The sequence below is a fragment of the Herbaspirillum sp. GCM10030257 genome (assembly GCF_042666555.1).
Lineage (GTDB): Bacteria > Pseudomonadota > Gammaproteobacteria > Burkholderiales > Burkholderiaceae_D > Noviherbaspirillum.
Map to the genome: position 1 here is coordinate 62,059 of NZ_JBHTDH010000005.1, position 21,974 is coordinate 84,032.

The following is a 21,974-nucleotide window of genomic DNA, read 5'->3' on the forward strand; positions in this document are numbered from 1 at the left end:
AAAGCCGTATCCAATCTCAAAGGTTCGCAAGGCTTTGCACAGGCCGCACAGCATATTAAAGAGGGGAAAACACCCATGGACGATCTGCCCCGCAGCGCCTGCGGCGAACTGCTGGAGCCTGAAGATATTGGTACAAACTCTTCCGGCAACCCTTCCTTTGACAGTGTGCTTACCGCGTGTCTGAGCCGCCGCTCCATTCTGAAGGGGACTTTTGGCCTGGCCTCCAGCGCATTTTTCGGTACCGGGCTGCTTGCCTGTCGTGGCGGTCATGGCGTTCTCGCTGCACCGACAACTCCGCCGGTAACAGCGCCGGGAGTCGCCAAGAGTCTCAAGCTTAATTTCAATGCGGTCGCCAAGAGCCTTGCCGATGTGGTGGCCGTCCCCGCGGGCTATACCGCCAGCGTGCTGTACCGCCTCGGCGACCCAATCGCGGCCGGCATTGCAGACTACAAAAATGATGGCACGGAAAGTGGTGCGTCCTTTGCCCGACGGGCCGGCGACCATCACGATGGTATGCATTTCTTCGGCATGTCGGCCGATGGCAAATACAGCGCAAGCAACAGCGATCGCGGATTGCTGGTGATGAATCATGAAGCGATCACGGGCGCCTACCTGCATGCGAACGGCCAGACCATTGTCAGCAATGCGCGTACGGTTGCCGATGAAGTGCTGAAAGAAATGAATGCGCACGGCGTCAGCATCATCGAAGTCAACCGCAGCGATAGTGTCTTCAGCTACAAGAAGGATTCCACGTTCAATCGCCGCATCACCGCACTGACCGAGATGAGCCTGTCGGGTCCGGCAGCGAAGTCACCCATGATGATCACCGCCTATTCGACCGATGGCTCGAAAACCCGCGGCACCGTAAACAACTGCGCCAACGGCTACACCCCTTGGGGCACTTATATCACCTGCGAAGAAAACTGGGCCGGCTACTTCTGCCGCGTCGCCGCAACCGACGACGCGAACCGTACGGCTAAGGAAAAAACCTCGTTCACACGCTATGGCGTCAACACCAACGGTACCCATTTGTGGGCAACGGTGACTACTGCGGGGACCAGCGATACCACATTCAGCCGCTGGAACGCGATGAAGACAGGACCATCGCCGGACGGCAGCGACGACTTCCGCAACGCACCCAATACCTATGGCTGGATCGTCGAAATCGATCCCTTTACGCCGACATCGACACCGAAAAAACGTACGGCGATGGGCCGCTTCGCCCATGAAAACGCTGCTTACCTGCCCGTGGTCGCCGGGCAACCGGTGGTGTACTACATGGGCGACGACTCGCGCGGCGAATACCTGTACAAGTATGTCTCCACCGCGATGTGGGACCCGGTCGATGCCACCAGGGGTCTGGCTGCCGGCGACAAGTATCTGGACGATGGCAAGCTGTACGTCGCAAAATTTAATGCAGATGGTACCGGTAGCTGGATCGCGCTCAAGTTCGGCAGTAACGATTTGACAGCATCGAATACCACCTATGCATTCGCTGATCAGCCCGACGTGCTGATCAATACCCGTCTGGCAGCGGATGCCGTCGGCGCCACCAGGTTGGATCGCCCGGAATGGGTTGCTGTCAATCCGGCCAACAACGAAGGCTACCTGACGCTGACCAATAACAGCAATCGCGTGCTGGCGAATCCAACCTCGAACCAGCAGCTGGTGGACGCTGCCAATCCACGCTTCTACAACGATCCCAAGGGCAGCGCCGGGACCACGCAGAAAGGCAATCCGAACGGTCACATCATTCGCTGGAAAGATGCGTCGGCAGCAGCGACGTCATTCCAGTGGGATGTGTTCCTGTTCGGCGCCCGCTCTACGGCCAGTGTGGCAGACATCAACGTGTCCAACCTGACCGCCAACAATGATTTCTCCAGCCCGGACGGGCTATGGTTTTCAAATAATACCGGCCTGCTGTGGATTCAGACCGATGATGGCGCCTATACCGATGTCACCAACTGCATGATGCTTGCCGCTGTCGCCGGCAAGGTTGGCGATGGCGGCAAGAAAACTATTAACCATGTCGATGGCGCTACGATCAAGGCAGTGGATACCTATGTCGGCGCTGCGCCGGACGATACCCACCTGCGCCGTTTCCTGGTCGGTCCGAAGGAATGCGAAATCACCGGTGTCGCCGAAACCCCGGATGGCAAGGCATTGTTCGTCAACATCCAGCATCCGGGCGAAGACTCCAAGCCCGACTATGCCAATCCTGCCAGCTATGGCAGCCACTGGCCGGACGGCGGTACTTCGCGCCCGCGTTCAGCGACCATCGTGATCACCAGGAGCGATGGCGGCACGGTTGGCGGCGGTCTTGCCTGACGAGTCGCGGCTTCACCATCCGCATGCAAACCCGCTTCGGCGGGTTTTTTGTTTCATGAATCAAGGCACAAAGTCGCTGAAAGGCATGCGTACTTTTGCTTCCTGACAGCTACGCAGGTTGGCTAACCGGCGGGTGCGCACAAGACATAGGAGGCAATTCAGCTAAGGCTCTTTTCCGGCGCAACGCTCAACTTCAGGATGCTGTCCTTGGTTGTGCCGCTCAAGTGGGAGCGGAGCCATTTATGAGCGGGACTCCGGGTATCCCTTTCATGCCACAGCATGTCGATGTGCACGGTCGGCGTGGGGAACGGCAATTCCTTTGTGATCAACGCTCCGGTAATCCCGGTTGATGCAATCAAATGCCTTGGCAAAACGGTGATCAGGTCGGAAGTCGCCACCACACGGCCGGCGGTAAAGAACTGGTTGACCGTCAGCAGGATGCGCCGTTCACGCCCGAGCTGGGCCAGTGTCTCATCAATCAAGCCATGGGCGCGTCCGGAAAAACTCACCAGCAAGTGGTTTGCCGAGCAGTAGCCATCGATCGTTAAGTCTTCTTTCGCCAGAGGGTGATTCTTGCGCATTACGCAAACATAGCGTCCCGAATACAACTGTTCATGCCGGATCGGCGACACGGAGGCGCCCTGCCCTCCCGCCAGCTGTGCGACCACGCCGGGAAAGAAACCCACTGCCAGGTCGATGTCGCCGCGCAGCAGCATCGGCCTCGGCTCACGTGTCGTCAGCGGCACCATGCGAATCGTAAGTCCCGGTGCTTCCCGTTCGATCGAACGTACAAGAGCCGGCAGCCATAATGCGGCAGTCGCATCGGCCATTGCCATCCGAAAGGTATTTTGCGCAGTAGCAATATCAAAGCTCTGTTCCGGGACAATGGCTTCTTCCAGTTCGGACAGGGCACGTCGTACTGCAGGCCATAGTGTTTCCGCCCGCAAAGTGGGTTTCACACCATGCGCGGTACGGATCAGCAACTCGTCGCCAAGTGCATCGCGCAATCGACGTAATGCGTTGGAAACCGCAGGCTGCGTCATTGCCAGGCGGCTTGCCGCGCGTGTCAGGTTTTGCTCGGTCATCACGGCATCGAAGACACGTAAGAGGTTCAGGTCGAGGGTAAGGAAACTCATGATGAATGTCCGGCAGAGGTTCTTTCAAGAAAGATAACTTCGTTATCTCTTCCGTCGTGGATATTCACGAAAAGTATAGCTGATATGCACAACCGAAATTGGTTTTATAACTTTTGTCTACTTATACTGCAATGCAGCAAAAGAGAAAAGTCATTCTGAAAAATTTATTGGGAGTAAATCATGTCCATCCTGTCCATCGCATTCCCCGCTGAAGCAGCTTTGCCTGCACTGCAGGCGTTTGCGGGAACCGCAGTATCGGCGATTCGCCCGGCTGTCGGATTGGGCATCGTCGCTGCATTCCTGTTGGCATTCAGGCCGCTGCTGATCGGCTTGCTCCGCGCTGCGCTGCTCGTAATCAAGCCACGTCAGACCCTGGAACAGCGCTCCGAGCGCCGCATTCTGCAAAGCGTACTGCTGTTGAACCGCATGGCGCGTGATCTCGACGGTCTCGACCCTAGCCAAGCGAGCGAACTGCGTGCCCTCGCCGCACGTGGCTAAGCATTAAATAAGCATTAAAAATCATTTGCGGAGCCGCCATGAACGCCTTGACAAGATCGACTGCCCAGCGTGACCAGTTGCCTAGCCTACTAGTGGAATGCGCGTTTTTCGTGCGCCGTTCGCGCAGCGTTGCGTCAATGCTACCGGCCTTCCTGATTAGCGGCATGGTAAGTCTGGTAATGAGCCTGGTGTTGCATGCGGCCGGGGCAGGTGGTAACGAGCACCTGGTAACCGGCTGGGTCGAAGGCTGGCTCACCGCATGGCCCATCGCATTCCCGCTTACCTATGTTGTCGCGCTGTCCCTGCGGAAAATGACCTCGCTGATGAAGAAGGGTTCACAACCGGCAGGCGGCCTTGGCTTTGCCGACGTGATTGAGGTGTCCAACGGAGTAACGAAGGCTCATCGCCTCCATGTTTTGCGTGGTCTGCGGGCCTGCGATCCTTATCGCGCCTGAGCAGGCAAGATAGTCACAGCGTCTCCCTCATTATTTCCAGAATCAACCCCGCGGTGCAAGCAGCGGGGCTTTTTTATTTCTTTGCCAGCAGTTACAACCCGCGCAGCAATAGTTCAGTATTCACGACCCGGACCGTGCCTCTAATCCGCGCTCCAGACTCATCGAACCAGCGTTGCGCGACAAATGGCGCGAACCCGGTCTCTTCCCGAATCGCAAACTGGAATATCGCGTCCCAGTCGCTGTCGCGCGGCATCACCCAGACAACCTGGCGGCCACTGTCGGTGCGGATGCCGGCATGGCGCAAGTTGGCGCGCACACCCTCGGCACGCTCCTCCCGGCTTTGTGCATACCTGCCGTTTTCATCAGGCAGAGGCAGCACGGCCGGCACGCGCTTCTGCGTCAGCGCGGAAGCCCTGCTAGGAAAACGCGCCCATGGACCAATCAAAACCTGACCGACGAACTGTAGTTCGGGTTCGTCAAGCGGTTCATCCAGGTAATAACAGGAAAGCAAATATGGCATGGCGTCGCCGTCAGTCCGATTCTGTAGATCAATGCCTACCCCGGACCATCATACCGCCGGACCAGCGGCCGGCAAGCGAAAAATGTCAGCTTTCGTCAGCCTTGTCGCGGCCACGCGGCCGGTTTTTGTCGTAGATCGCAAACAGGATCAAGCCGTAACCAAGCAGACGTATCAGGTAATACAGTGGGAATTCCTCATCAGCTTGTCCCATGTTGGATGTCAGCGAGGTTCCCACCATCAGGCGGTTCAATGCGTCAAGAGCGAAGGCCATGGCAAAGAACAGAAAAAAACGGTCGCCCGTGCTGCGCCAGAACCGCAGAAAGAACAATGCCGCAATCAGCGATGCCGTGACGATGGCGCCAAGTAACATATCATTCATCGAAGCCTCACTCTTCCCAAATCAGCCCGTACAGCAACGGTAGCAAGGCGATCAACGAAGTTGCCAGTCTCCAGGTCATCAGGTCGACCGATGTCGCAAACACGACGCGGTCGAGGATCAGGAGTACATTGTTGATCGATAGGCCAACGAAGCACAAACCGCTCCAGAACAGCAAACGGTAACCATTGCGACGGTAACCACGCAGTAGCAGCCATGAGCAAAGCATCGAGGTAATTGCGCACAGCGCATAAATAACAGGAGCCATCTCAGGAATCCTTTCGCCATTTGAAAGCATCGGCAAACTGTTGTGCTTTCCTGCCGGATTTGGAATGGATAAGATTGGTCATCGCCACAAGTTGTGTTGAATACGCAGCGGCTACCTGATCGATCATTTGGCGCAGCCCTTCGGAAGTCGGAGCGTAACGGTAACGGCCAGGAGATGCTGCATCGTGACTCAGAATGCCAGCATCATGCAGTTCAGTCAGCAGCAAGGCTGCCGCTTTCTCGCTCAGATACAGGCGATTGGCCAGCATGACACTGTCCCAATCCCCGGTATCCTCGGCGCGCAGCAACAGCATCGCTTCAAGGTACGGGACGGACGGAATGCTCGTCAGCACGAAACGACGCACGTCGTCAGTAATGAGAGAGCCAGTAACCATGCTGGGTATTGTCAACGAGAAACATGCAAAAGGGAAAGCGAATGTTACCTACCCCTGCGTGTAACGTCGATGCCGTTCTGACCATATCCTCCCCACTCTTGATTTGCCTCAACCCGTAACTTGCCTTGATAGCGTCAGCCTAATCTGCCGCAAGTGGTTTGCGCAGGAAAGGTAAAACCAAACATCTGCAACCTTGTCCAAATGGCCATCAACTGAAAAGGTGTCAATGGTGGACAACGAGAAGCCCGACAAGCCAGACCAGCAACATCGTTCAAGCAAAGATAAGCGACAGCCCCAGCGAAAGCGCAAAATTTGGCGTTATTTCTTCATCCTGTCAGGTGTTTTCACCATCATGCTGCTGGGCGTTTCCGCGTTGGTCGCCAGCTATGTCGCCAAGATTGTTCCCACTACTCCGGGCCTAGAAGCACTGTTACATGCCCGTAGCGCGCAGCCCAGCATCCTGCTGTCTGCAGACGGTACCCATCTCGCCACCTTTAGTCGCGGCCAGCAGGAACAGGTCGGACTTGAGCAAATTTCGCCACATGTGCTGGAAGCACTGATCGCCACCGAAGATCACCGTTTCTATGAACATCGCGGCATCGATGTCAGCCGGACCTTGTCCGCTATCGTACATACCTTGCGCGGTGACGCCCAGGGCGGTTCCACGATCACCCAGCAGCTTGTGCGCAATCTCTTCCCTGAGGAGATCGGCCGATCCCGCACGATAGACCGCAAGCTGCGCGAAATCATTACTGCCATCAAGATTGAACAGACATACACCAAGGACGAGATCCTCGAAACGTATCTGAACAGTGTACCTTTTCTGTACAACGTCGTTGGCATCGAAATGGCGGCGCGCACCTATTACGACAAGCCGGCCTCCGAACTGGACGTCGTCGAAAGCGCTACCCTGGTCGGCATGCTCAAGGGAACCAGCTATTACAACCCGATCATCAATCCGGAACGCGCGCAGAAGCGCCGTAACGTGGTACTTGCGCAAATGCTCAAGCGCGGCCTGCTATCCGAGGACCAGTTCAACACCATGCGCGAGCAAGCCTTGCAGGTCAAGCTGACGCGCCAGCCGGATCCGCTCGGCGTGGCTCCGCATTTCGCCGCCTATGTGCGCAGGCAGCTGATCGAATGGGCTGACGCCAACGACTATAACCTTTACACCGACGGGCTGGTCATTCAGAGCACCATCGACGATCGCTTGCAGCAGATGGCGGCCGAAGCGGTCGAGCGGCAATCGCAGGTACTGCAAGACATTGCCGATGTCGAATGGGGCCGCAGTACCGAGCGCGTTGCTTCACAAACACCGACTGCCTATGGTGCGCTACGCAAGAGCGTCGAGCCCTTCAGCTATTTCTGGTCCGCACGTCCCGAGTTGCTTGACGCCTTCGTGCGGGAAACCGCGGAGTACAAGAAGGCAATCGGTTCAGGACAGACCGACGAAGCTGCACTGGCAAAGCTGAAAGCGAACACCGGCTTCATGACCCGACTTCGTGACAACAAGACGCGACTTGAAGCTGGCTTCCTGGCGATGGATCCGGTAAGCGGAGAGATCAAGGCCTGGATCGGCAGCCGCAGCTTTGAGCGCGACCAGTTTGACCATGTCGCCCAAGCAGAACGGCAACCAGGCTCCACGTTCAAACCAATTGTGTATGGCGCTGCGCTGGAACAGGGATTGCGCCCGGATCGGGTCTACCCGGATGGTCAGGTTGAAATCCGCGCACCCGACGGCAGCGTCTGGCGGCCAACGGACATGTCGGGCTTCAGCGGGCGCATGATGAGCCTGCGTGAAGGCCTGATTTATTCCAAGAACACGATTACCGCGCAGGTGATGCAGGACGTCGGCTTGCCCAACGTGCTCAAGCTGGCGCGCGACATCGGCGTAAGCCAAAGCCGGCTCGACCCGGTACCCTCCCTCTCGCTGGGCACAAGTCCCGTGACGCTGCTGGAAATGGTGTCAGCCTATTCGACGATTGCCCGTGTTGGCAGCTACCGTGAGCCGGTCGCGATCCGAAAGATCACCGACCGTGACGGCAATGTGGTGGCCGAATTCAATACCGAGTCGCGCCGCGTCATGTCCGAAGACACGGCAATCGAACTCATTGACATGATGCGCGGCGTAGTGCGCCAAGGCACCGCAACGGAAGTCCGCAGCCGCTTTAAAATCGTGGCCGACATCGCCGGCAAGACTGGCACCACGCAAAACAATACCGATGGCTGGTTCATCATGATGCATCCCAATATCGTTGCCGGCGCCTGGGTCGGTTTCAATGACTCGCGTGTGACCATGCGCAGTGACTATTGGGGCCAGGGTGGCCATAACGCCCTGCTGCTCGTCGGAGATTTTTTCCGCGACACCATCAAATCGAAGATGATCGATGTCAAGGCCAAGTTCCCGCAGCCGAAACGACCGCCGCCCGTACTGGTCAACGCGCCGTCCGAAGCGTGGGTGGATAAGGTGACTGAAAATATGGAAATGCCGGCGCCTGGCTACGGCGTAATTCAGCGCGAGAGCACGACCGTCGTCATCGCGCCGCCTGAAGCACCGCCCATGGAACGCGGCAATGATCCCGCACCAATGCTCAGCGGCGATGAACTTAACCGGTATCTCAGCGGCATCGGGCGCGACTTGGCGCCCGTGCCGCGTTCCGATACCGCCACCAGTTCCGGTGGAAGCGGGGGCGGTAGCCGCCAGTCAGGCGGCCGCGATTTGATTTTCCCGGACGTCGGGCATTAAGCGACACGCTATACGGGAGTGCTTACAAGGTGACTTCGCCTTCCGGTTCCAGCAAGGGCGGTGATTTGAATACCTTGGGAATATGTCGGTCCATATTGGCCCAAGGCAAGGCGCTGACCGTCCAGATATCGGCGACCGGTTTGAACCAATCCGGCTCGTCGAGCGACGATGCGTGGATCAAGATTACATCCGGCGTGCGCTCGCCCAGCACAAACAGCGGCGAACCACATTCGCCGCAAAAGCAGCGCTCGCTGTGGCTGTCCGCAATTGCCTGAGTGAAAAACCGCTTTGGTGTGCCGCGTACATCAAGGGATGGTGCGGCAACCACTATTAAAGGAGCAAACGCGCCACCACCCGCATGCTGGCAACTTTGACAGTGGCAGTTGTACATCGCCAGCGGTGGCGCTGCGCACTGATAACGTATGGCGCCACACGCGCAACCGCCCGAGAATTGTGTCGGCATGGAAACCTCCATGGTCAATGAAAGTTAGACCGACCGGGTGCGCTAAAAATCTGCCGGCCACGCAATAGGCTGGCCGGAAACATGTCCGCTTATGCTGCTTCGGATGCTGCCTTAACCGAGTCGAAACGGCTTGCGGCCGTGCTCGGTTGGGCAAGGAAATAAATGATCGCGATCCAGCCCAGCACGGGCACGATGCCAATCAACTGCATCCATCCGCTACGGTCGGTGTCATGCAGCCGGCGTGTGGCGGCGGCAATCGACGGTAGCAGCATACCCAGCGAAAATAGCCCCGACAGCGTATTGCTGACAAAGGAAAGTACGACGCTGGCGATGATGGTAAACAGCACGAACCACCAGTATTCCGAGCGTGATGCGCGACCATTGAAATCCGCGTACTTGGACAGGCAGGTCTTGGTCGCTTCGGTAAAGGTCATTTTTTGTCTCCTTGGTTATTTGATTTTCAGTTCGGCATATACCGGCACTTATTTGCCGTTCCGGGTATTTCTTCAGGGTATCACGCTGATAACACCTTAACGATGAATTGCCGCTGACGCCATCCCATCTATATGGGGCATCATTCGTCCGCACCGGACGGCGAACCGCCAGCCTGCCGCGCGGTCGTAGCGATGTAAAGACCACAAATTGGAGAATAAAAGAATGGATATGGATATTGGAATTTCCGAACAGGACCGCCACGCTATCGTCGATGGTCTTTCCCGCCTGCTGGCCGACACCTACACGCTTTATCTGAAGACCCACAACTTTCACTGGAACGTGACTGGCCCGATGTTCCAGACACTACACCTGATGTTTGAAACCCAGTACACCGAACTGGCAGACGCGGTGGACGTGATCGCCGAGCGCATCCGTGCGCTGGGTAGCTTCGCGCCAGGTACCTATGGCGACTTTGCTCGCCTGAGCACGATCAATGAACCCGATGGCGTACCGAATGCGCAGGAAATGATCCGTCAACTGGTGCAGGATCAGGAGGCGGTCATCCGTACCGCACGTTCAATGTTCAAGGTGCTGGAACAGGCAAATGACGAGCCGACTGCGGACTTGCTAACCCAACGCATGCAAATTCATGAAAAGACAGCGTGGATGTTGCGGTCGTTGCTGGAAAAGTAAGGCGGGGAAAAAAAGGAAGAGAAAAGTGTGCGGGCGAGCGGCCCGCCATGCACGGGTGGGATTCAGGCGGTGACGGACGCCGTCGGAGATGTGCGCTGCGCGCCCGCTCTCTGTGCGCCGACACGCTCGCGGATCCGTTTCCATAACTTGTCATGCAGGGGCATGACAATCACATTGCAGATCGGCTCAAGGATCGCGGCAAGGCCGCCGAACGCAATCGATCCGGTCACCACGTAGAGCGTCACAAACGCCACGGCCATGTGGACGACGATCTGGCTGATGGTTCTTGCAGCGGTAACCATGTCTGCTCCTTCTTCTATATCAACGTATCAAAGATCCTTACAGAAGATGATAATGATTCGCATTTGATAGAACAAGTTGATTTATCCAAGGCTTCTGATAGTCAATTCCTATAAGCCGCGTTGCGAGGGCGACAATCATGCACAGTCAGGATCAGAATCGATAGCTGATACCCACCCTCAGTACCGGATAAGCCTTGAACCGCCCGACCTCATCGCGTAATTGCTCATTTTCCCGTGCGAGATCATTCGCAAACTGTGTGCACACCGCCGCTCCCGCAGCGCAACCTGTGTTGGAAAGCGAAGTTTTGGGCGAGCCCTGAAACAGCACGCCGACATCAGTGGAAAACGACCAACCCTTTTCCTTTTCCGAAGGACGTCCCCAGCCGATGCCGAGATAAGGTGCAACTTTGTTAAAGCTGACCTTGCCATTGACCTGACCGACAACACCGGTGCTGTAGGTCCTGCCATTGACGGTATAGCCACCGGCGACATTCGGCTGCGCGACCACATCAATCTTGTTGCCGTTATACGCCAGACCCGTCGTAACGCGGAAGCTGCTATCGGCTGCAGGAAACCAGTCAAGCAAGGCTTCGTAGGTATTCGCCTTCAGCTTGAGTTGATATTCCATATCGCGCGTTTTGCCCTCATAGGAATAGCCGAGGAAGCCTGAGCCCAAACGCGCATTCATGTCAGGCCGCAAGGGAATGCTTGCATGGAAGCCGATACCTGTGGTTCCGACATCCCCGATAATGCGCACTTCCGCCTGTGCCGCTGTTGCGATTGTCCATCCTCCTGCGATCAAGCCGATCGTCGCCAATGTTTTCTTTACCATTTCCATCCTGTTCATCAATCAGAAGCTGCGGAGATTTCGCAAACGCAAAATTTCCTGCTGTACAGCCGCTTCTGACTACAGGCAAGCTAGAGCGGTTCCAACTAATTTGATGGAAATAAACCTGACGCGACAGTGACTTGGCACGGACTTAATAGGCACTAAGGAATGAATTTCTGCCCTGCATTTCAATGCGGAAATAAAGCGCCGGTGTACTGAATACCCGCATTTTGCAGATCAGATATCAAGGCAAACAATCAGAATGCGGCAACAACTTCCAGTGCACGTTCTACATCGGCACGATTCACATCCAGATGCGTGACCCAGCGTATCCTTTTCATGGCTTTCTCTTTGGTCTTGTAGTAGCCGCTCGTTACCCGCACCTTGTGTGTTGCGAGATGTTCCACGAAAGCGTCGGCGATCTCGGCGTCGACGTCGAAGAACACGATATTGGTTTGTGCTGGCTGGACGGTGGCCTTGCCTTCCAGCCTGGAATGATTCGCGACGGCGCGGCCAAGGCCCTGTACCAGCAGCTGGGCATTGGCATGGTCATCCCCCATGCGGCGCACATTGTTTTCCAGCGCATAGATGCCGGCCGCCGCCAGCACACCTGCCTGGCGCATGCCGCCACCCAGCATTTTCCGGATGCGCCGGGCGCGTGCAATGAAGTCCTTCGAACCCAGCAGCAGCGAACCTACCGGCGCACCCAGTCCCTTGGACAGGCACAGCGACACTGAATCATAGGACTGACACATGGCGCGTGCCTGTGTTACCGGGTCGCCGCCGTCAGCCAGTGCCACCGCCGCGTTGAACAATCGGGCGCCGTCAATATGGGTATTCAGGCCGTGGCGCTGCGCCAGTGACTGGACTTCGCGCATGTACGACAGCGGCAGCACCTTGCCACCGGTGGTGTTCTCCAGCACGATCAGCCTGGTTTTTGCGAAATGCGGGTCATCCGGCTTGATGGCCGCTTCGATATCGGTCAGTGCAATGGTGCCGTCCGCCTGGTTTTCCAGCGGCTGTGGCTGGATCGACCCAAGCACCGCCATGCCGCCGGCTTCCCAGCGGTAGGTATGCCATTGTTGGCCGACGATGGCTTCCTCGCCGCGCTGGCAATGCGTCATCAATGCGATCAGGTTGGTCTGGGTGCCACTGGGTGCGAACAGTCCAGCCTCATAGCCCAGCATGCCGGCACCTAGTTCCTGCAATCGGTTAATGGTCGGGTCGTCGCCAAACACATCGTCGCCCAGCGGCGCCTCCAGCATCGCCTGCTTCATGGCTGCCGTTGGTTGTGTCACGGTATCGCTACGAAAATCGGTCATGGTTTGCCTCAACAAGTTCGCCAAGCCTTATTATCGACGTTTTGCAAAAAACGCGACGCCCCCGGCAAGACTGGCAAAACTACTAGGCTGCAGACGAATTCTGTTATCATTAAGTTAATTTTTTGACCTGCCCCTACTAGCATAATATTCGATCGAACCGCCGTCATCTCCTACGAAAATGGCCTTTTCCTCCGACACTCCTGTTTCAGGCAACCATCGCTTCGTATTGGAAGTGGTCGGGTTCACCGACGCTGAAAAAAGCCTGCTTTCCTCCACCTTCCGTCTGACCGGACGCCGACCCTTCTGCTACGTCGAGGCAGCGTCGACTGATGAGCGTCCCGATATTTACCTCGTCAACGGCGATAGCTCGGAGGGCATTCGTCAGATGCAGGAGCGCAAGCCCAACCTGTTTGCACCCGTGGTGTTCATCGGACGCGGAGATGGCAGCAGCGCCTGGCCTGTGGTGGCGAAGCCTATTCATTGGATGCGTCTTTTCGAGCAACTCGACGCCCAAATGCATGCTGCGCTGGCCGAACGCGCACGCCGGCGTCAGCATGCTGAAAACATTCCCTGGGACGGAACAGCGCGGCGCCGTGCCACCGACCGGGACATGCCGATGCCGCCGGCCGTCGTGGACGCCAAACCAATTGAATCGGTGCTGGTAGTCGATGACAGTGCAACAGTACGCGCATTCATGCGGGCCAAGCTCGCGCCTTTCCGATTCGACGTCGACTTCGCAGAAAACGGCGAAATCGCCATCGACATGGCGCAAGCCAAGCAATACACCTGTGTTTTTCTCGACATCCTGATGCCCGGCATGGATGGTTACCAGGTTTGCAAGCGAATCAAGTCCAGTGCTGCCACCAAAGGATCGGCAGTTGTCATGTTAAGCAGCAAAACTTCGGCTTTCGATAAATTCCGCGGCAGCTGGGCCGGATGCGACGCCTATCTCGGCAAGCCTGTCAGCGAAGATGAGTTGTTGAGTACCATCGCCCGTTTCCTGCCAAGCGCGCGCCGGGTGGCGAACGCGATCCTTGCGCGTACCGATTAGGACGCTATTGAAAAGCGCGGTGTACGGTTCAGCGTTAAGCCTGCAGTTCCGCAATACGCCGTTCTCGCTCCAGCTGCACCACATGCGCGGCACTCCCTTCTGGCAGCCCTACTGCCTGCAGCACCAGCGCCGACAGCTGTAATCCGGCTTCCAGGGTTTCCGGGATAACGTGCGTGGCTCCCGCATGGCGCAACGCAACCGCGTGCTTTTCATCGCGTGAACGCGCATAGAGCGGAATACCCGCATAGGCGCGACGGATGGCTTTTACTGCATGCAGCGCTGATGCCGGATGATCCATGGTCAGCACGATGGCGGCCGCTTTTTCCGCGCGGACCTTGTGCAACAGTTCCACTCGCGCCGCGTCGCCGAAGAACACTGGCAATCCCATGCCATGCAGCTTGCTCACCATCCGCGCATCCGTTTCGAAAGCGACATAAGGAATTTCTTGTGCCGTTACCAGTTGTGCCACCAACTGCCCGACACGACCAAAGCCAGCGATGATGACGTGGCCCTCTTCCCGCTCCGCCTGCTCCGGCAAGTCACGCTCGGCCTGCGCTGCCGACCGCCGGCTTTCCGTATGCTCACGGAAACTGCGGCCTGCTTTCGCGATCAGGGGCGTGGCGAACAAGCTCAAGCCAACGACCAGCATGATGAATTGCCCGGTCGCCACCGGCATCAGTTTGGCGGTCAACGCATAGCCGATCACGATGAATGTAAATTCCCCACCCTGCCCCAGCAAGGCGCCGCCCTCGATAGAATGACCCCAGCGAAAACCGCCAATGCGCAGGACGACAGCCGTTACCAGCATCTTGATTGCAAACAGCCCGGCCACTGACAGCGGTAACCATAAAGGCGAGCGCGCCACTTCGCGCAAGTCGATCGACATGCCGACCGACATGAAGAACAAGCCCATCAGCAAGCCCTTGAATGGCTCGATGGTCACTTCGACCTCGTGCCGGAACTCGGTTTCCGCCAGCAGCAGACCGGCCAGAAAAGCTCCCAGCGCCATCGACAAGCCGGCCATTTCCGTCAATGCCGCAATGCCGAGCGTGCTCAGGAGCGTCAGTGCCATGAATACGTCCGGCTGGCGTTGCTGTACGAAGGTCTGGAACAGCGGTCGTATCACGCGGCGTCCGAGCAGGTAAATCAGCACGATGGCAACGGCAGCCTTCAACAATGCCAGTCCGGCCAATGCCACCATGCCCTCGGTGCGGCCGGTTGCCAGCACGCCGATCAGGATCAGCAAAGGCACCACTGCCAGGTCTTGCAGCATCAGGATCGAAAAGCCGGCACGGCCAAGCGGCGTACCGAGCGAACGCTGCTCATCCATCAATTGCATCACTACCGCAGTCGACGACAACGACAGCACAAAGCCGAGGATGGCGGCCACCTCCGGGGGATTGCCAAACCACCAGGCCAGCCCGCCAATCAGTGTTGCACTGAAGACGACTTGTGCAACACCTGCGCCGAATACCCAATGTCTTAACGCCCAAAGGCGCGAGGCCGACAATTCGAGGCCGATCATGAACATCAGAAACAGCACACCGAACTCCGCCAGTGCCGCCACACCATCGCGATCAGGAAAGGTGAAGTACGCCAGCCAGGGAAATTCGCCCGCCCACAGTCCCAGTCCGAACGGTCCAATCAGGGTGCCGACAGCCAGAAAACCGAGTACCTGGTTGACGCGCGCCCGCTGCAACAGGGGAATCAGGATGCCGGTCAGTGCCAGGAACAGGAGTGTTTCACGAAGATAAGGGATGGATTGATGTACTTCCACGTCGAACTATCCTTTGACAAGCGATACGGATGCAACGGACGACCGCCATGGCGCATCCGCGTGCAAAGGAGTGTGTCATAAATCAGGCTGGATATCCCTGAGCGGATTATGCGGGTATTGGGACGAGGCATCCCGCAGGCTCGGGTGTTATCTGCGGCGCTTTTTCCAGTTGTAATCGGGGTCGGGATCGGCCACGCCGGGATGGCCCACCGAATCGGGGTTTTCGGATGACATGGCAACAAAACAGATTCCCTCGCCAGCTCGCTGGCGTGCGCGCAAGTTTTCCATGAGCCTCATTGCGCCAGTCATATCGCTCGACGCGAATTCCTGGCCCCGGGCTGAGGCCTCGCCGTTTTCCACCACGGTCCAGTACACCATGTACATTGTTGTCTCCGCTGCGATGAATGCAGGCCGGCTCTGCGATGTCCGGCCCCTGAAAAATACGACCGGATGGCAAGAGCGCAGTTCAGCGGCAAAGGCGCGCAGCAAGCGGGATGCATCAGCTCGCTCATACTCCCGCCGGAAACAACGACGCTAGAACGACAGAAAACCTTTTTGCCACAAATATCTGCCAAGCATGACCACGCACACGGTCACGATCATTGGCCGTATCAGTTTGGTCCCGCCGCGCACCATCGCATGTGAACCTCCCCAGGCCCCGATCACCTGGCCAGCGACCATGGCCGCGCCGGCGGTCCACAAGACCTTGCCGCCGGCAATGAAAACCGCCAGCGATGCAATGTTGCTGGCAAAGTTCAGCACCTTGGCCTGCGCGGTTGCGGTCAGCAGGTTATGGCCACGCAAGGCGACGCCGGCCAGTGAAAAAAATGACCCGGTACCCGGGCCGAACATGCCATCGTAGAAGCCAATGCCGGGCACCACCACACCACGATAGGCCGCCTGATTGATGCGCGGTTTTTTTTCGACCGCGCCTGCATTCGGCGCCAGCAGGAAATACATGGCGATCGCGACCAGCACCACTGGAATGACGATATCGAGCGTCTGCGCACGAACGAATTGCACGGCAAACGCGCCGATTGCCGAACCGATCAACGAACAGACGAACAGTACCCGCATGTCCGACCAGTGCACCAGCCCGCGTTGTAGAGCCATCACCGACGCAGTCAACGAACCAAAACTGCCTTGCAGCTTATTGGTCGCCAGTGCATGCAGGGGCGGTACCTGCGCCAGCAGCAAGACCGGGATGGTGATCAGCCCGCCGCCGCCGGCGATGGCATCAACAAAACCGGCGATCATGGCGGCACAGAACAACGCCGCGAGGATTTCCGGCGATAAAACGACATCCATGTGGATCTTTCTTGGGAATAGCAGGAAGCGGCGCCGACCAGTATTTCGCTAAATACTGGTCGGCGCCGCGCAGAAGTATCGGGACTACGCGTTCGGCTTGTTGCGCAGCCGGATCAAGCCCTCCTGCGCAATCGTGGCCACCAGATCGCCGCCGCGATTGTACACGTACGCCAGGCAGAGCCCGCGGCCGCCGGAAGCGTTCGGCGACTCCATCGCAAACAGCAGCCATTCATCCATCCGGAACGGACGGTGGAACCAGATTGTGTGATCCAGGCTCGCAATCTGCAGGCGAGGATCACCGAGGCGGATTCCGTGCGGCTGCAGCGATGTCCATAACAGACTGTAGTCGGACACGTAGCCGAACAGCGTGTCATGCACCAATGGATCGTCCGGCAGGCTGAACGGTGACTTGGTCCATATCTGCTTGCCTTGCATGCCGGCATTGCCGCCCAGGATGTCGCCGGCATGGTCGGCACGGAAATCGACCGGCACCGGCATGAAAGGACGCTTGGGATTGGGCGGTTGGAGTTTCCATGCCGCGATATTGGATTCGATGGTTTCCGGATCCTGCGACTGTGGCGCTTCCTTCTGATGCGACAATCCTTCTTCGATATTCTGAAACGATGCGGACATCACGAAAATTCGCCGGCCTTCCTGGATCGCAACCACGCGACGTGTACTGAACGAGCCGCCGTCGCGCACGCGCTCGACTTCATAGTCGATCGGCAGACGGTGATTCCCCGGCAGCAGGAACATCGAATGCAGTGAATGCACGCGCCGCTCCGGCACGGTGACGGCCGCTGCGTACAGCGACTGCCCCACTACCTGGCCGCCGAAAACATTCGGGCTACCCATGAAATGGCTCTGGCCACGATAGCGGTCGGTATCAGTTTGCTCAAGCTTGAGCAGGTCAAGAATTTCCTGCGTGTTGTACAGAGAGGAATCCGGTATGTTCATGTCGTTCATTATTTTGGAAAAGTGAAGCACCACCGCTCATTCGCTTGGTCGCTCAGTCATTTTGTCGTTTAGTCGCTCAGTCAAGCGTGCGGCCGAAGCTGTCGCGCAATTCGCGCTTGAGGACTTTGCCGATCGCGCTGCGCGGCAGCACATCGGTGATCTGGACCGCCGCCAGCCTCTGCGTCTTGCCTAGCCGTTCATTCGCCCAGGACAGAAGGGTTTTGTCGTCGAGCGCAGCTCCCGGGCGCACCACGGCGAAAGCAATTGGCGTCTCGCCCCAGCGGGTCGACGGCACCCCGACCACCGCCGCTTCAACCACGTCGGGATGCTGCTGCAGCACCGCTTCCAGATCGCTCGGATAGACATTGAAGCCGCCGGAAATGATCATGTCCTTCTTGCGGTCCATCAGTGTCAGGAAACCATCTGCATCGAAACGGCCGACATCGCCGGTCCGGATGAAGCGCTTGCCGCTCGGGTCGTACCATTCCGCTTCGGCGGTCTTTTGTGGCTGGTTGTGATAACCGGCCATCATCGCCGGTGAATGGCCGACCACTTCGCCAAGTTCGCCCGGGCCGACTTCCTTGCCTTCATCGTCGATCAGGCGGATGTCATGTCCGGGGGCCGGCTGACCGACGGTGTGTAACTTGTCCGGGTGTTCATGCGCGGACAGTATGCAGGTGCCTCCGCCTTCGGTCATGCCGTAATACTCAACCAGGCCGCCCGGCCAGCGCTTGAGAATGTCAGCCTTCAGTGCAGCGGAAAACGGTGCACTGGTACAGAACTTCCAGCGGAACGATGAGAGGTCGTACTGACTGAAGTCCTCGCGCGCCATAATGCGCTGATACTGCACGGGGACCAGCATGGTATGGGTGACACGATATTGTTGAGCCAGTTTCAGGTAAGTGCCGGCATCGAATTTCGCCATCAGCACCACGGTGCCGCCCAGCGTGACGGTCGGGAAAAAACAGACCAGCGTCGTGTTCGAATACAGTGGCGTTGAAATCAGCGTCACGGCACTGCCGTCATAACCATTGATGCGACCGCGCTGCACATGGGTCCAGCGCATCGAATGTGGCTGCACGATGCCTTTTGGCGCACCGGTCGTTCCTGACGAATAAATGATATTGAATGGCCAGTCGGGGGCAATCTCCACCGGTTGCGGCTTGCTGCCTTCCGGTGCCAGCCAGGCATCGAAAGCCTTGCCGGCGTCGCTGCCGTCTAGCGCAACCGCAGGTGCGGTGATGGATGCACGTACCGGTGCGAGTTGCTCCGCCACTGTCCGGTCCAGAAACAGCAAGCGCGCATCCGCGTCTTTGGCCATGGTCACCAGGCTTTCCGCCGACGACGAGGGTGCCAGCGGCGCCACGGCGACACCGGCGCGCAAGCTACCGAGGAACACCGCAGCATACGGGATCGAGGTCCCGGCGCAAATGGCAATCGCATCACGCGGACGCAGGCCGTCACGCTGGAGCGACGCCGCAATGCGGTCCATCAAGGCATCCAGTTCGGCATAGGTCAGCGAATTGCCGTCCTGGACCAGTGCCGGCCTGTCCGGCGCGGCTTGCGCATGCAAACGGATCAGGTAAGGCAGTGGATGAAAATCGTCTTCGAGAATTGTATCGATGGTGGACTGGTGCGTCATACGTATCGTCAATCAGATCAATCGGTTGAATCGGCGTGCCGGGTAAATTCATCGGTAAATGCTGGACTCAATACTAGAGCAGATTTGAATTTTTTGTGAAAAGCGATTCAATTACCTGCCGACTATCGTTCCGCTTCAAGGCGGATTGCGAATAATCAACCAATTTATTGATGCAAGCGTGCATCGTTTTGAGACGTGCTCGTATGCTGAAGAAATGGCGTAAACGGCGTAGAAGAACACAAACCTCGAAGCGCAAACCGCAAAGATCCAAGGGGAAACCATATGAACTTCCGTACTGCCATTGCTGCAGCAATGCTCGCCCTTGCCGGCGTGCCACTCGCGGCTTTCGCTTGCGATACACAGAAGTCAGAAAATTTTTCCAGTTTCTTCAACCAGTTTTCGAACGATAAGAATTTCGCTCTTGGCCGCACGATCTACCCATCGACCCGGGTGCGTCTTGAATACGGCATCGAAGGCGGCAAGCAACAGATCACCGAGCAGCGGCGCACGGTGACCCGGCAAGGTGACGCCGCCAGTTCTGCGCTTGGCGACTACATCAAGGCCAACCAGCTGGAATTTACCGTGGACGAGAGTGCACAGGGCAAGACCGTGGTCGATGTCTTCAAGCCCGACCGCAACTGGGTGTTGAGCTATCATTTCATGAGCAAGAATGGATGCTGGTTCCTGCGCGAAATCCAGTATCACGCATTGTAGGTCGCCAAGCAAACGTCAATGGCGCTCGCTTTTGACCCGTACTCCTATCCCTTGACAATGCGGTTGCGCCCGCTGTTCTTGGCGTCATAGAGCGCCACATCGGCCAGCCGGAACAACTCGTCCGCTCCGGTATCCGCATCCCGGCTGACCACGCCGGCGGAAAATGTCACGGTAAAGTCCTGATGCTCGGCGTGATGCCGGATCTTTGAAAATGACTCGCGGATCTGGTCAAGGACAGTCATCGCAGCGTCAACCGGCGTATTCGGCATGATCACCGCAAACTCTTCGCCGCCGTAGCGGCCGATGATGTCGCTGCGCCGCAAGCGTTGCTGCAGCAAGCGTGACAGCCCGCGAATCACCTGATCGCCGACCGGATGTCCATAGCTGTCATTGATGTTTTTAAATCGGTCGATATCGATCATCACCAGCGATAGCTGCGTTGCCGTACGACGCGCGTTCGATATCTCGCGAATCAGGTGTTCCTTGATGGCAGAGTGGTTAAACAGCCCTGTCAAGCTGTCACGCATAATCAGCGCCCGCAGTTCGCGATAACGTTTGGCGCGGCTGGTCAGTGCCGACACCAGTTGCAGCGGCTTGATCGGCTTGGTCAGGAAATCGTCGGCGCCGGACGCAATCGCGTCCAGCTGGTTATCGAGATTGCCTTCGCTCGACAGGAACACGATGGGCACGTCGAGGTACATGGGATCCTGGCGGATGATGCGTGCGAGGTCAATGCCGTTGCAGGTCGGCATATATACATCCAACAAGATCAGTTCCGGCCGGTACTCGCCGAGGACTTTCAGCATGTCGACAACCTTGTGCAGCACCCGCACTTCCATGCCGGCGCCGCGCAACACTGTGGCATAGTAATCGGCAGTTTCGATTTCATCATCGATCACCAGGATGCGGTAGAGCCGCTCTTCCTCTGCCGTCACCAGGTAGTCGAGCCGGTCGATCAGCGCGACCATATCAAGCGGCTTGGAAAAATAGCCGTCCGCACCGGCGCGCACGGTGGCCAGCCTCGCTTCGAAATTGCTGCGTGTCGACAGGAATATCAACGCGAAGCGATGCGCGTTGGCAGTCTTGATGCGTGCTATTTCCTTGGCACCGGCGAGGATGCCAGCCGGGAAGCCGAGGTCCATGACGATGGCCGCCGGCATACGCCGGTCGATGCAGGCTTGTAGTCGCGCCAGTTCGCTGATGACCTCGACTTCATAACCGAAATACTGCAGTTGCACGGCAATATCGGTTGCCAGCATCGGATTGTCATGTACCAGGTAAATGAGCCGCCGCTCGGCGACATTGCCGTCGTTAGCGCGAAGATGGCGCGGCATGGTGGCGGCCATTTCGCGCAAAGCGTCATCCCCCTTGGGATTGACCTTCGCCCAGCGCGACAGGTCGCGCACACCCGAAGCAATCGGCGTGAAATCCTTGCCAAAGGGTGCCGTGCCTTTCATGAAGGCACTCAGCAACATTTCGAGGTCGGTCGCCTGCAGGCCGAGACGCGCAAAGCCAAAGGTACCAGCCGATCCGGCCAAACCGTGCAGCTTGATCAGCAACGTATGGTGATGCTCTTCATTGGCCGGTTCGTCGAGGCAGTGCTGCAGAGCGTCGTCGATATCGGCAAGCCTGGCTGGCAGGTTGGCCTCATAGGTTGCCTCGATGGCTTTCAATGTCTGATTGAGATCCTCATCTTCCGGTTGTTGCTTATCCATTGATGTCCTCCCCGGGGCCGCCTGTGCCGCTGCAACGATTTTCAC

The 21,974-nt window shown here is 57.6% G+C and carries 23 protein-coding genes; 7 read left to right on the forward strand and 16 right to left on the reverse strand.

What is annotated here, in order from left to right:
• Positions 1-75 precede the first annotated feature (75 nt).
• On the forward strand, positions 76-2,328 hold the full coding sequence (locus ACFQUU_RS09255) for a PhoX family protein (RefSeq protein ID WP_382245921.1): 2,253 nt from the start codon (positions 76-78) through the stop codon (positions 2,326-2,328).
• Positions 2,329-2,486: 158 nt separating this feature from the next.
• Here the strand turns inward: ACFQUU_RS09255 and ACFQUU_RS09260 are convergent, their stop codons facing one another.
• Positions 2,487-3,464 carry a LysR family transcriptional regulator gene (locus tag ACFQUU_RS09260; protein ID WP_382245924.1) on the reverse strand — a complete coding sequence of 326 codons (978 nt, stop codon included), beginning with the start codon at positions 3,462-3,464 and terminating at the stop codon, positions 2,487-2,489.
• A 180-nt stretch (positions 3,465-3,644) separates the two neighbouring features.
• On the opposite strand from ACFQUU_RS09260, the gene ACFQUU_RS09265 reads away from it, so the two are divergent.
• Together ACFQUU_RS09265 and ACFQUU_RS09270 are read left to right on the forward strand one after the other, a co-directional pair.
• Positions 3,645-3,962 (forward strand): hypothetical protein, encoded by a 318-nt coding sequence (locus tag ACFQUU_RS09265; protein WP_382245927.1) that lies wholly within the window; start codon positions 3,645-3,647, stop codon positions 3,960-3,962.
• Positions 3,963-4,000: 38 nt separating this feature from the next.
• The gene (locus tag ACFQUU_RS09270) at positions 4,001-4,417 is read left to right on the forward strand and encodes a DUF2798 domain-containing protein (RefSeq protein WP_382245930.1); all 417 of its coding nucleotides are present in this window, start codon (positions 4,001-4,003) and stop codon (positions 4,415-4,417) included.
• A 91-nt stretch (positions 4,418-4,508) separates the two neighbouring features.
• On the opposite strand, the gene ACFQUU_RS09275 is transcribed toward ACFQUU_RS09270, so the two are convergent.
• From ACFQUU_RS09275 to ACFQUU_RS09290, 4 genes are all read right to left on the reverse strand, one after another.
• Positions 4,509-4,937 carry a hypothetical protein gene (locus ACFQUU_RS09275; RefSeq protein ID WP_382245933.1) on the reverse strand — a complete coding sequence of 143 codons (429 nt, stop codon included), beginning with the start codon at positions 4,935-4,937 and terminating at the stop codon, positions 4,509-4,511.
• 85 nt (positions 4,938-5,022) lie between these two features.
• Positions 5,023-5,316: a DUF5985 family protein gene (locus ACFQUU_RS09280; RefSeq protein ID WP_382245936.1), complete on the reverse strand. Its 294-nt coding sequence runs from the start codon at positions 5,314-5,316 to the stop codon at positions 5,023-5,025.
• A 7-nt stretch (positions 5,317-5,323) separates the two neighbouring features.
• Positions 5,324-5,581: a DUF5985 family protein gene (locus ACFQUU_RS09285; protein WP_382245939.1), complete on the reverse strand. Its 258-nt coding sequence runs from the start codon at positions 5,579-5,581 to the stop codon at positions 5,324-5,326.
• A 1-nt stretch (position 5,582) separates the two neighbouring features.
• Positions 5,583-5,975, reverse strand: coding sequence for a hypothetical protein (locus ACFQUU_RS09290; protein WP_382245941.1), 393 nt, complete (start codon positions 5,973-5,975; stop codon positions 5,583-5,585).
• 226 nt (positions 5,976-6,201) lie between these two features.
• On the opposite strand from ACFQUU_RS09290, the gene ACFQUU_RS09295 reads away from it, so the two are divergent.
• Positions 6,202-8,721, forward strand: a complete 2,520-nt coding sequence (locus tag ACFQUU_RS09295; RefSeq protein WP_382245944.1) for a penicillin-binding protein 1A — start codon at positions 6,202-6,204, stop codon at positions 8,719-8,721.
• A gap of 22 nt (positions 8,722-8,743) precedes the next feature.
• Here ACFQUU_RS09295 and ACFQUU_RS09300 read toward each other — a convergent pair whose 3' ends face one another.
• The gene (locus tag ACFQUU_RS09300; protein ID WP_382245947.1) at positions 8,744-9,184 is read right to left on the reverse strand and encodes a GFA family protein; all 441 of its coding nucleotides are present in this window, start codon (positions 9,182-9,184) and stop codon (positions 8,744-8,746) included.
• An 89-nt stretch (positions 9,185-9,273) separates the two neighbouring features.
• Positions 9,274-9,618, reverse strand: coding sequence for a DUF805 domain-containing protein (locus tag ACFQUU_RS09305; RefSeq protein WP_382245950.1), 345 nt, complete (start codon positions 9,616-9,618; stop codon positions 9,274-9,276).
• 223 nt (positions 9,619-9,841) lie between these two features.
• Here ACFQUU_RS09305 and ACFQUU_RS09310 point away from each other — a divergent pair, with 223 nt between their 5' ends.
• The gene (locus tag ACFQUU_RS09310; RefSeq protein WP_382245953.1) at positions 9,842-10,312 is read left to right on the forward strand and encodes a Dps family protein; all 471 of its coding nucleotides are present in this window, start codon (positions 9,842-9,844) and stop codon (positions 10,310-10,312) included.
• Positions 10,313-10,374: 62 nt separating this feature from the next.
• Here the strand turns inward: ACFQUU_RS09310 and ACFQUU_RS09315 are convergent, their stop codons facing one another.
• The 3 genes from ACFQUU_RS09315 to ltaE all read right to left on the reverse strand — a co-directional run bounded on the left by ACFQUU_RS09315 (position 10,375) and on the right by ltaE (position 12,765).
• A complete protein-coding gene (locus ACFQUU_RS09315) occupies positions 10,375-10,614 on the reverse strand; it encodes a DUF2061 domain-containing protein (protein ID WP_382245956.1) in 240 nt (79 codons plus the stop codon).
• A 151-nt stretch (positions 10,615-10,765) separates the two neighbouring features.
• Complete coding sequence (locus ACFQUU_RS09320; protein ID WP_382245959.1) at positions 10,766-11,446, reverse strand: hypothetical protein; 681 nt, start codon at positions 11,444-11,446, stop codon at positions 10,766-10,768.
• Between the two features lie 254 nt (positions 11,447-11,700).
• Positions 11,701-12,765, reverse strand: coding sequence for a low-specificity L-threonine aldolase (gene ltaE / locus ACFQUU_RS09325; protein ID WP_382245962.1), 1,065 nt, complete (start codon positions 12,763-12,765; stop codon positions 11,701-11,703).
• A gap of 178 nt (positions 12,766-12,943) precedes the next feature.
• On the opposite strand from ltaE, the gene ACFQUU_RS09330 reads away from it, so the two are divergent.
• Positions 12,944-13,816 carry a response regulator gene (locus tag ACFQUU_RS09330; RefSeq protein ID WP_382245965.1) on the forward strand — a complete coding sequence of 291 codons (873 nt, stop codon included), beginning with the start codon at positions 12,944-12,946 and terminating at the stop codon, positions 13,814-13,816.
• Positions 13,817-13,850: 34 nt separating this feature from the next.
• Here the strand turns inward: ACFQUU_RS09330 and ACFQUU_RS09335 are convergent, their stop codons facing one another.
• The 5 genes from ACFQUU_RS09335 to ACFQUU_RS09355 form a co-directional block, all read right to left on the reverse strand.
• Complete coding sequence (locus ACFQUU_RS09335) at positions 13,851-15,593, reverse strand: cation:proton antiporter (protein ID WP_382245968.1); 1,743 nt, start codon at positions 15,591-15,593, stop codon at positions 13,851-13,853.
• Between the two features lie 147 nt (positions 15,594-15,740).
• Complete coding sequence (locus ACFQUU_RS09340; RefSeq protein WP_382245971.1) at positions 15,741-15,977, reverse strand: hypothetical protein; 237 nt, start codon at positions 15,975-15,977, stop codon at positions 15,741-15,743.
• Positions 15,978-16,127: 150 nt separating this feature from the next.
• Positions 16,128-16,901 carry a TSUP family transporter gene (locus ACFQUU_RS09345; RefSeq protein WP_382245974.1) on the reverse strand — a complete coding sequence of 258 codons (774 nt, stop codon included), beginning with the start codon at positions 16,899-16,901 and terminating at the stop codon, positions 16,128-16,130.
• A gap of 84 nt (positions 16,902-16,985) precedes the next feature.
• Positions 16,986-17,858: an acyl-CoA thioesterase gene (locus tag ACFQUU_RS09350; RefSeq protein ID WP_382245977.1), complete on the reverse strand. Its 873-nt coding sequence runs from the start codon at positions 17,856-17,858 to the stop codon at positions 16,986-16,988.
• 76 nt (positions 17,859-17,934) lie between these two features.
• Entirely contained in the window at positions 17,935-19,500 is a 1,566-nt protein-coding gene (locus ACFQUU_RS09355; RefSeq protein WP_382245980.1) for a class I adenylate-forming enzyme family protein, read from the reverse strand.
• A gap of 282 nt (positions 19,501-19,782) precedes the next feature.
• Here ACFQUU_RS09355 and ACFQUU_RS09360 point away from each other — a divergent pair, with 282 nt between their 5' ends.
• A complete protein-coding gene (locus tag ACFQUU_RS09360; protein WP_382245982.1) occupies positions 19,783-20,214 on the forward strand; it encodes a hypothetical protein in 432 nt (143 codons plus the stop codon).
• Positions 20,215-20,258: 44 nt separating this feature from the next.
• Here ACFQUU_RS09360 and ACFQUU_RS09365 read toward each other — a convergent pair whose 3' ends face one another.
• Entirely contained in the window at positions 20,259-21,929 is a 1,671-nt protein-coding gene (locus tag ACFQUU_RS09365) for a diguanylate cyclase (protein WP_382245985.1), read from the reverse strand.
• Positions 21,930-21,974 lie beyond the last annotated feature (45 nt).

Coding starts and splice junctions, on each gene's coding strand:
- ACFQUU_RS09275 (WP_382245933.1), bottom strand. CDS start 4,937: ATGCCATATTTGCTTTCCTGTTATTACCTGGATGAACCGCTTGACGAA.
- ACFQUU_RS09285 (WP_382245939.1), bottom strand. CDS start 5,581: ATGGCTCCTGTTATTTATGCGCTGTGCGCAATTACCTCGATGCTTTGC.
- ACFQUU_RS09315 (WP_382245956.1), bottom strand. CDS start 10,614: ATGGTTACCGCTGCAAGAACCATCAGCCAGATCGTCGTCCACATGGCC.
- ACFQUU_RS09265 (WP_382245927.1), top strand. CDS start 3,645: ATGTCCATCCTGTCCATCGCATTCCCCGCTGAAGCAGCTTTGCCTGCA.
- ACFQUU_RS09320 (WP_382245959.1), bottom strand. CDS start 11,446: ATGGTAAAGAAAACATTGGCGACGATCGGCTTGATCGCAGGAGGATGG.
- ACFQUU_RS09355 (WP_382245980.1), bottom strand. CDS start 19,500: ATGACGCACCAGTCCACCATCGATACAATTCTCGAAGACGATTTTCAT.
- ACFQUU_RS09270 (WP_382245930.1), top strand. CDS start 4,001: ATGAACGCCTTGACAAGATCGACTGCCCAGCGTGACCAGTTGCCTAGC.
- ACFQUU_RS09260 (WP_382245924.1), bottom strand. CDS start 3,464: ATGAGTTTCCTTACCCTCGACCTGAACCTCTTACGTGTCTTCGATGCC.
- ACFQUU_RS09280 (WP_382245936.1), bottom strand. CDS start 5,316: ATGAATGATATGTTACTTGGCGCCATCGTCACGGCATCGCTGATTGCG.
- ACFQUU_RS09330 (WP_382245965.1), top strand. CDS start 12,944: ATGGCCTTTTCCTCCGACACTCCTGTTTCAGGCAACCATCGCTTCGTA.
- ACFQUU_RS09300 (WP_382245947.1), bottom strand. CDS start 9,184: ATGCCGACACAATTCTCGGGCGGTTGCGCGTGTGGCGCCATACGTTAT.
- ACFQUU_RS09295 (WP_382245944.1), top strand. CDS start 6,202: ATGGTGGACAACGAGAAGCCCGACAAGCCAGACCAGCAACATCGTTCA.
- ltaE (WP_382245962.1), bottom strand. CDS start 12,765: ATGACCGATTTTCGTAGCGATACCGTGACACAACCAACGGCAGCCATG.
- ACFQUU_RS09310 (WP_382245953.1), top strand. CDS start 9,842: ATGGATATGGATATTGGAATTTCCGAACAGGACCGCCACGCTATCGTC.
- ACFQUU_RS09255 (WP_382245921.1), top strand. CDS start 76: ATGGACGATCTGCCCCGCAGCGCCTGCGGCGAACTGCTGGAGCCTGAA.
- ACFQUU_RS09350 (WP_382245977.1), bottom strand. CDS start 17,858: ATGAACATACCGGATTCCTCTCTGTACAACACGCAGGAAATTCTTGAC.
- ACFQUU_RS09360 (WP_382245982.1), top strand. CDS start 19,783: ATGAACTTCCGTACTGCCATTGCTGCAGCAATGCTCGCCCTTGCCGGC.
- ACFQUU_RS09345 (WP_382245974.1), bottom strand. CDS start 16,901: ATGGATGTCGTTTTATCGCCGGAAATCCTCGCGGCGTTGTTCTGTGCC.
- ACFQUU_RS09365 (WP_382245985.1), bottom strand. CDS start 21,929: ATGGATAAGCAACAACCGGAAGATGAGGATCTCAATCAGACATTGAAA.
- ACFQUU_RS09305 (WP_382245950.1), bottom strand. CDS start 9,618: ATGACCTTTACCGAAGCGACCAAGACCTGCCTGTCCAAGTACGCGGAT.
- ACFQUU_RS09290 (WP_382245941.1), bottom strand. CDS start 5,975: ATGGTTACTGGCTCTCTCATTACTGACGACGTGCGTCGTTTCGTGCTG.
- ACFQUU_RS09340 (WP_382245971.1), bottom strand. CDS start 15,977: ATGTACATGGTGTACTGGACCGTGGTGGAAAACGGCGAGGCCTCAGCC.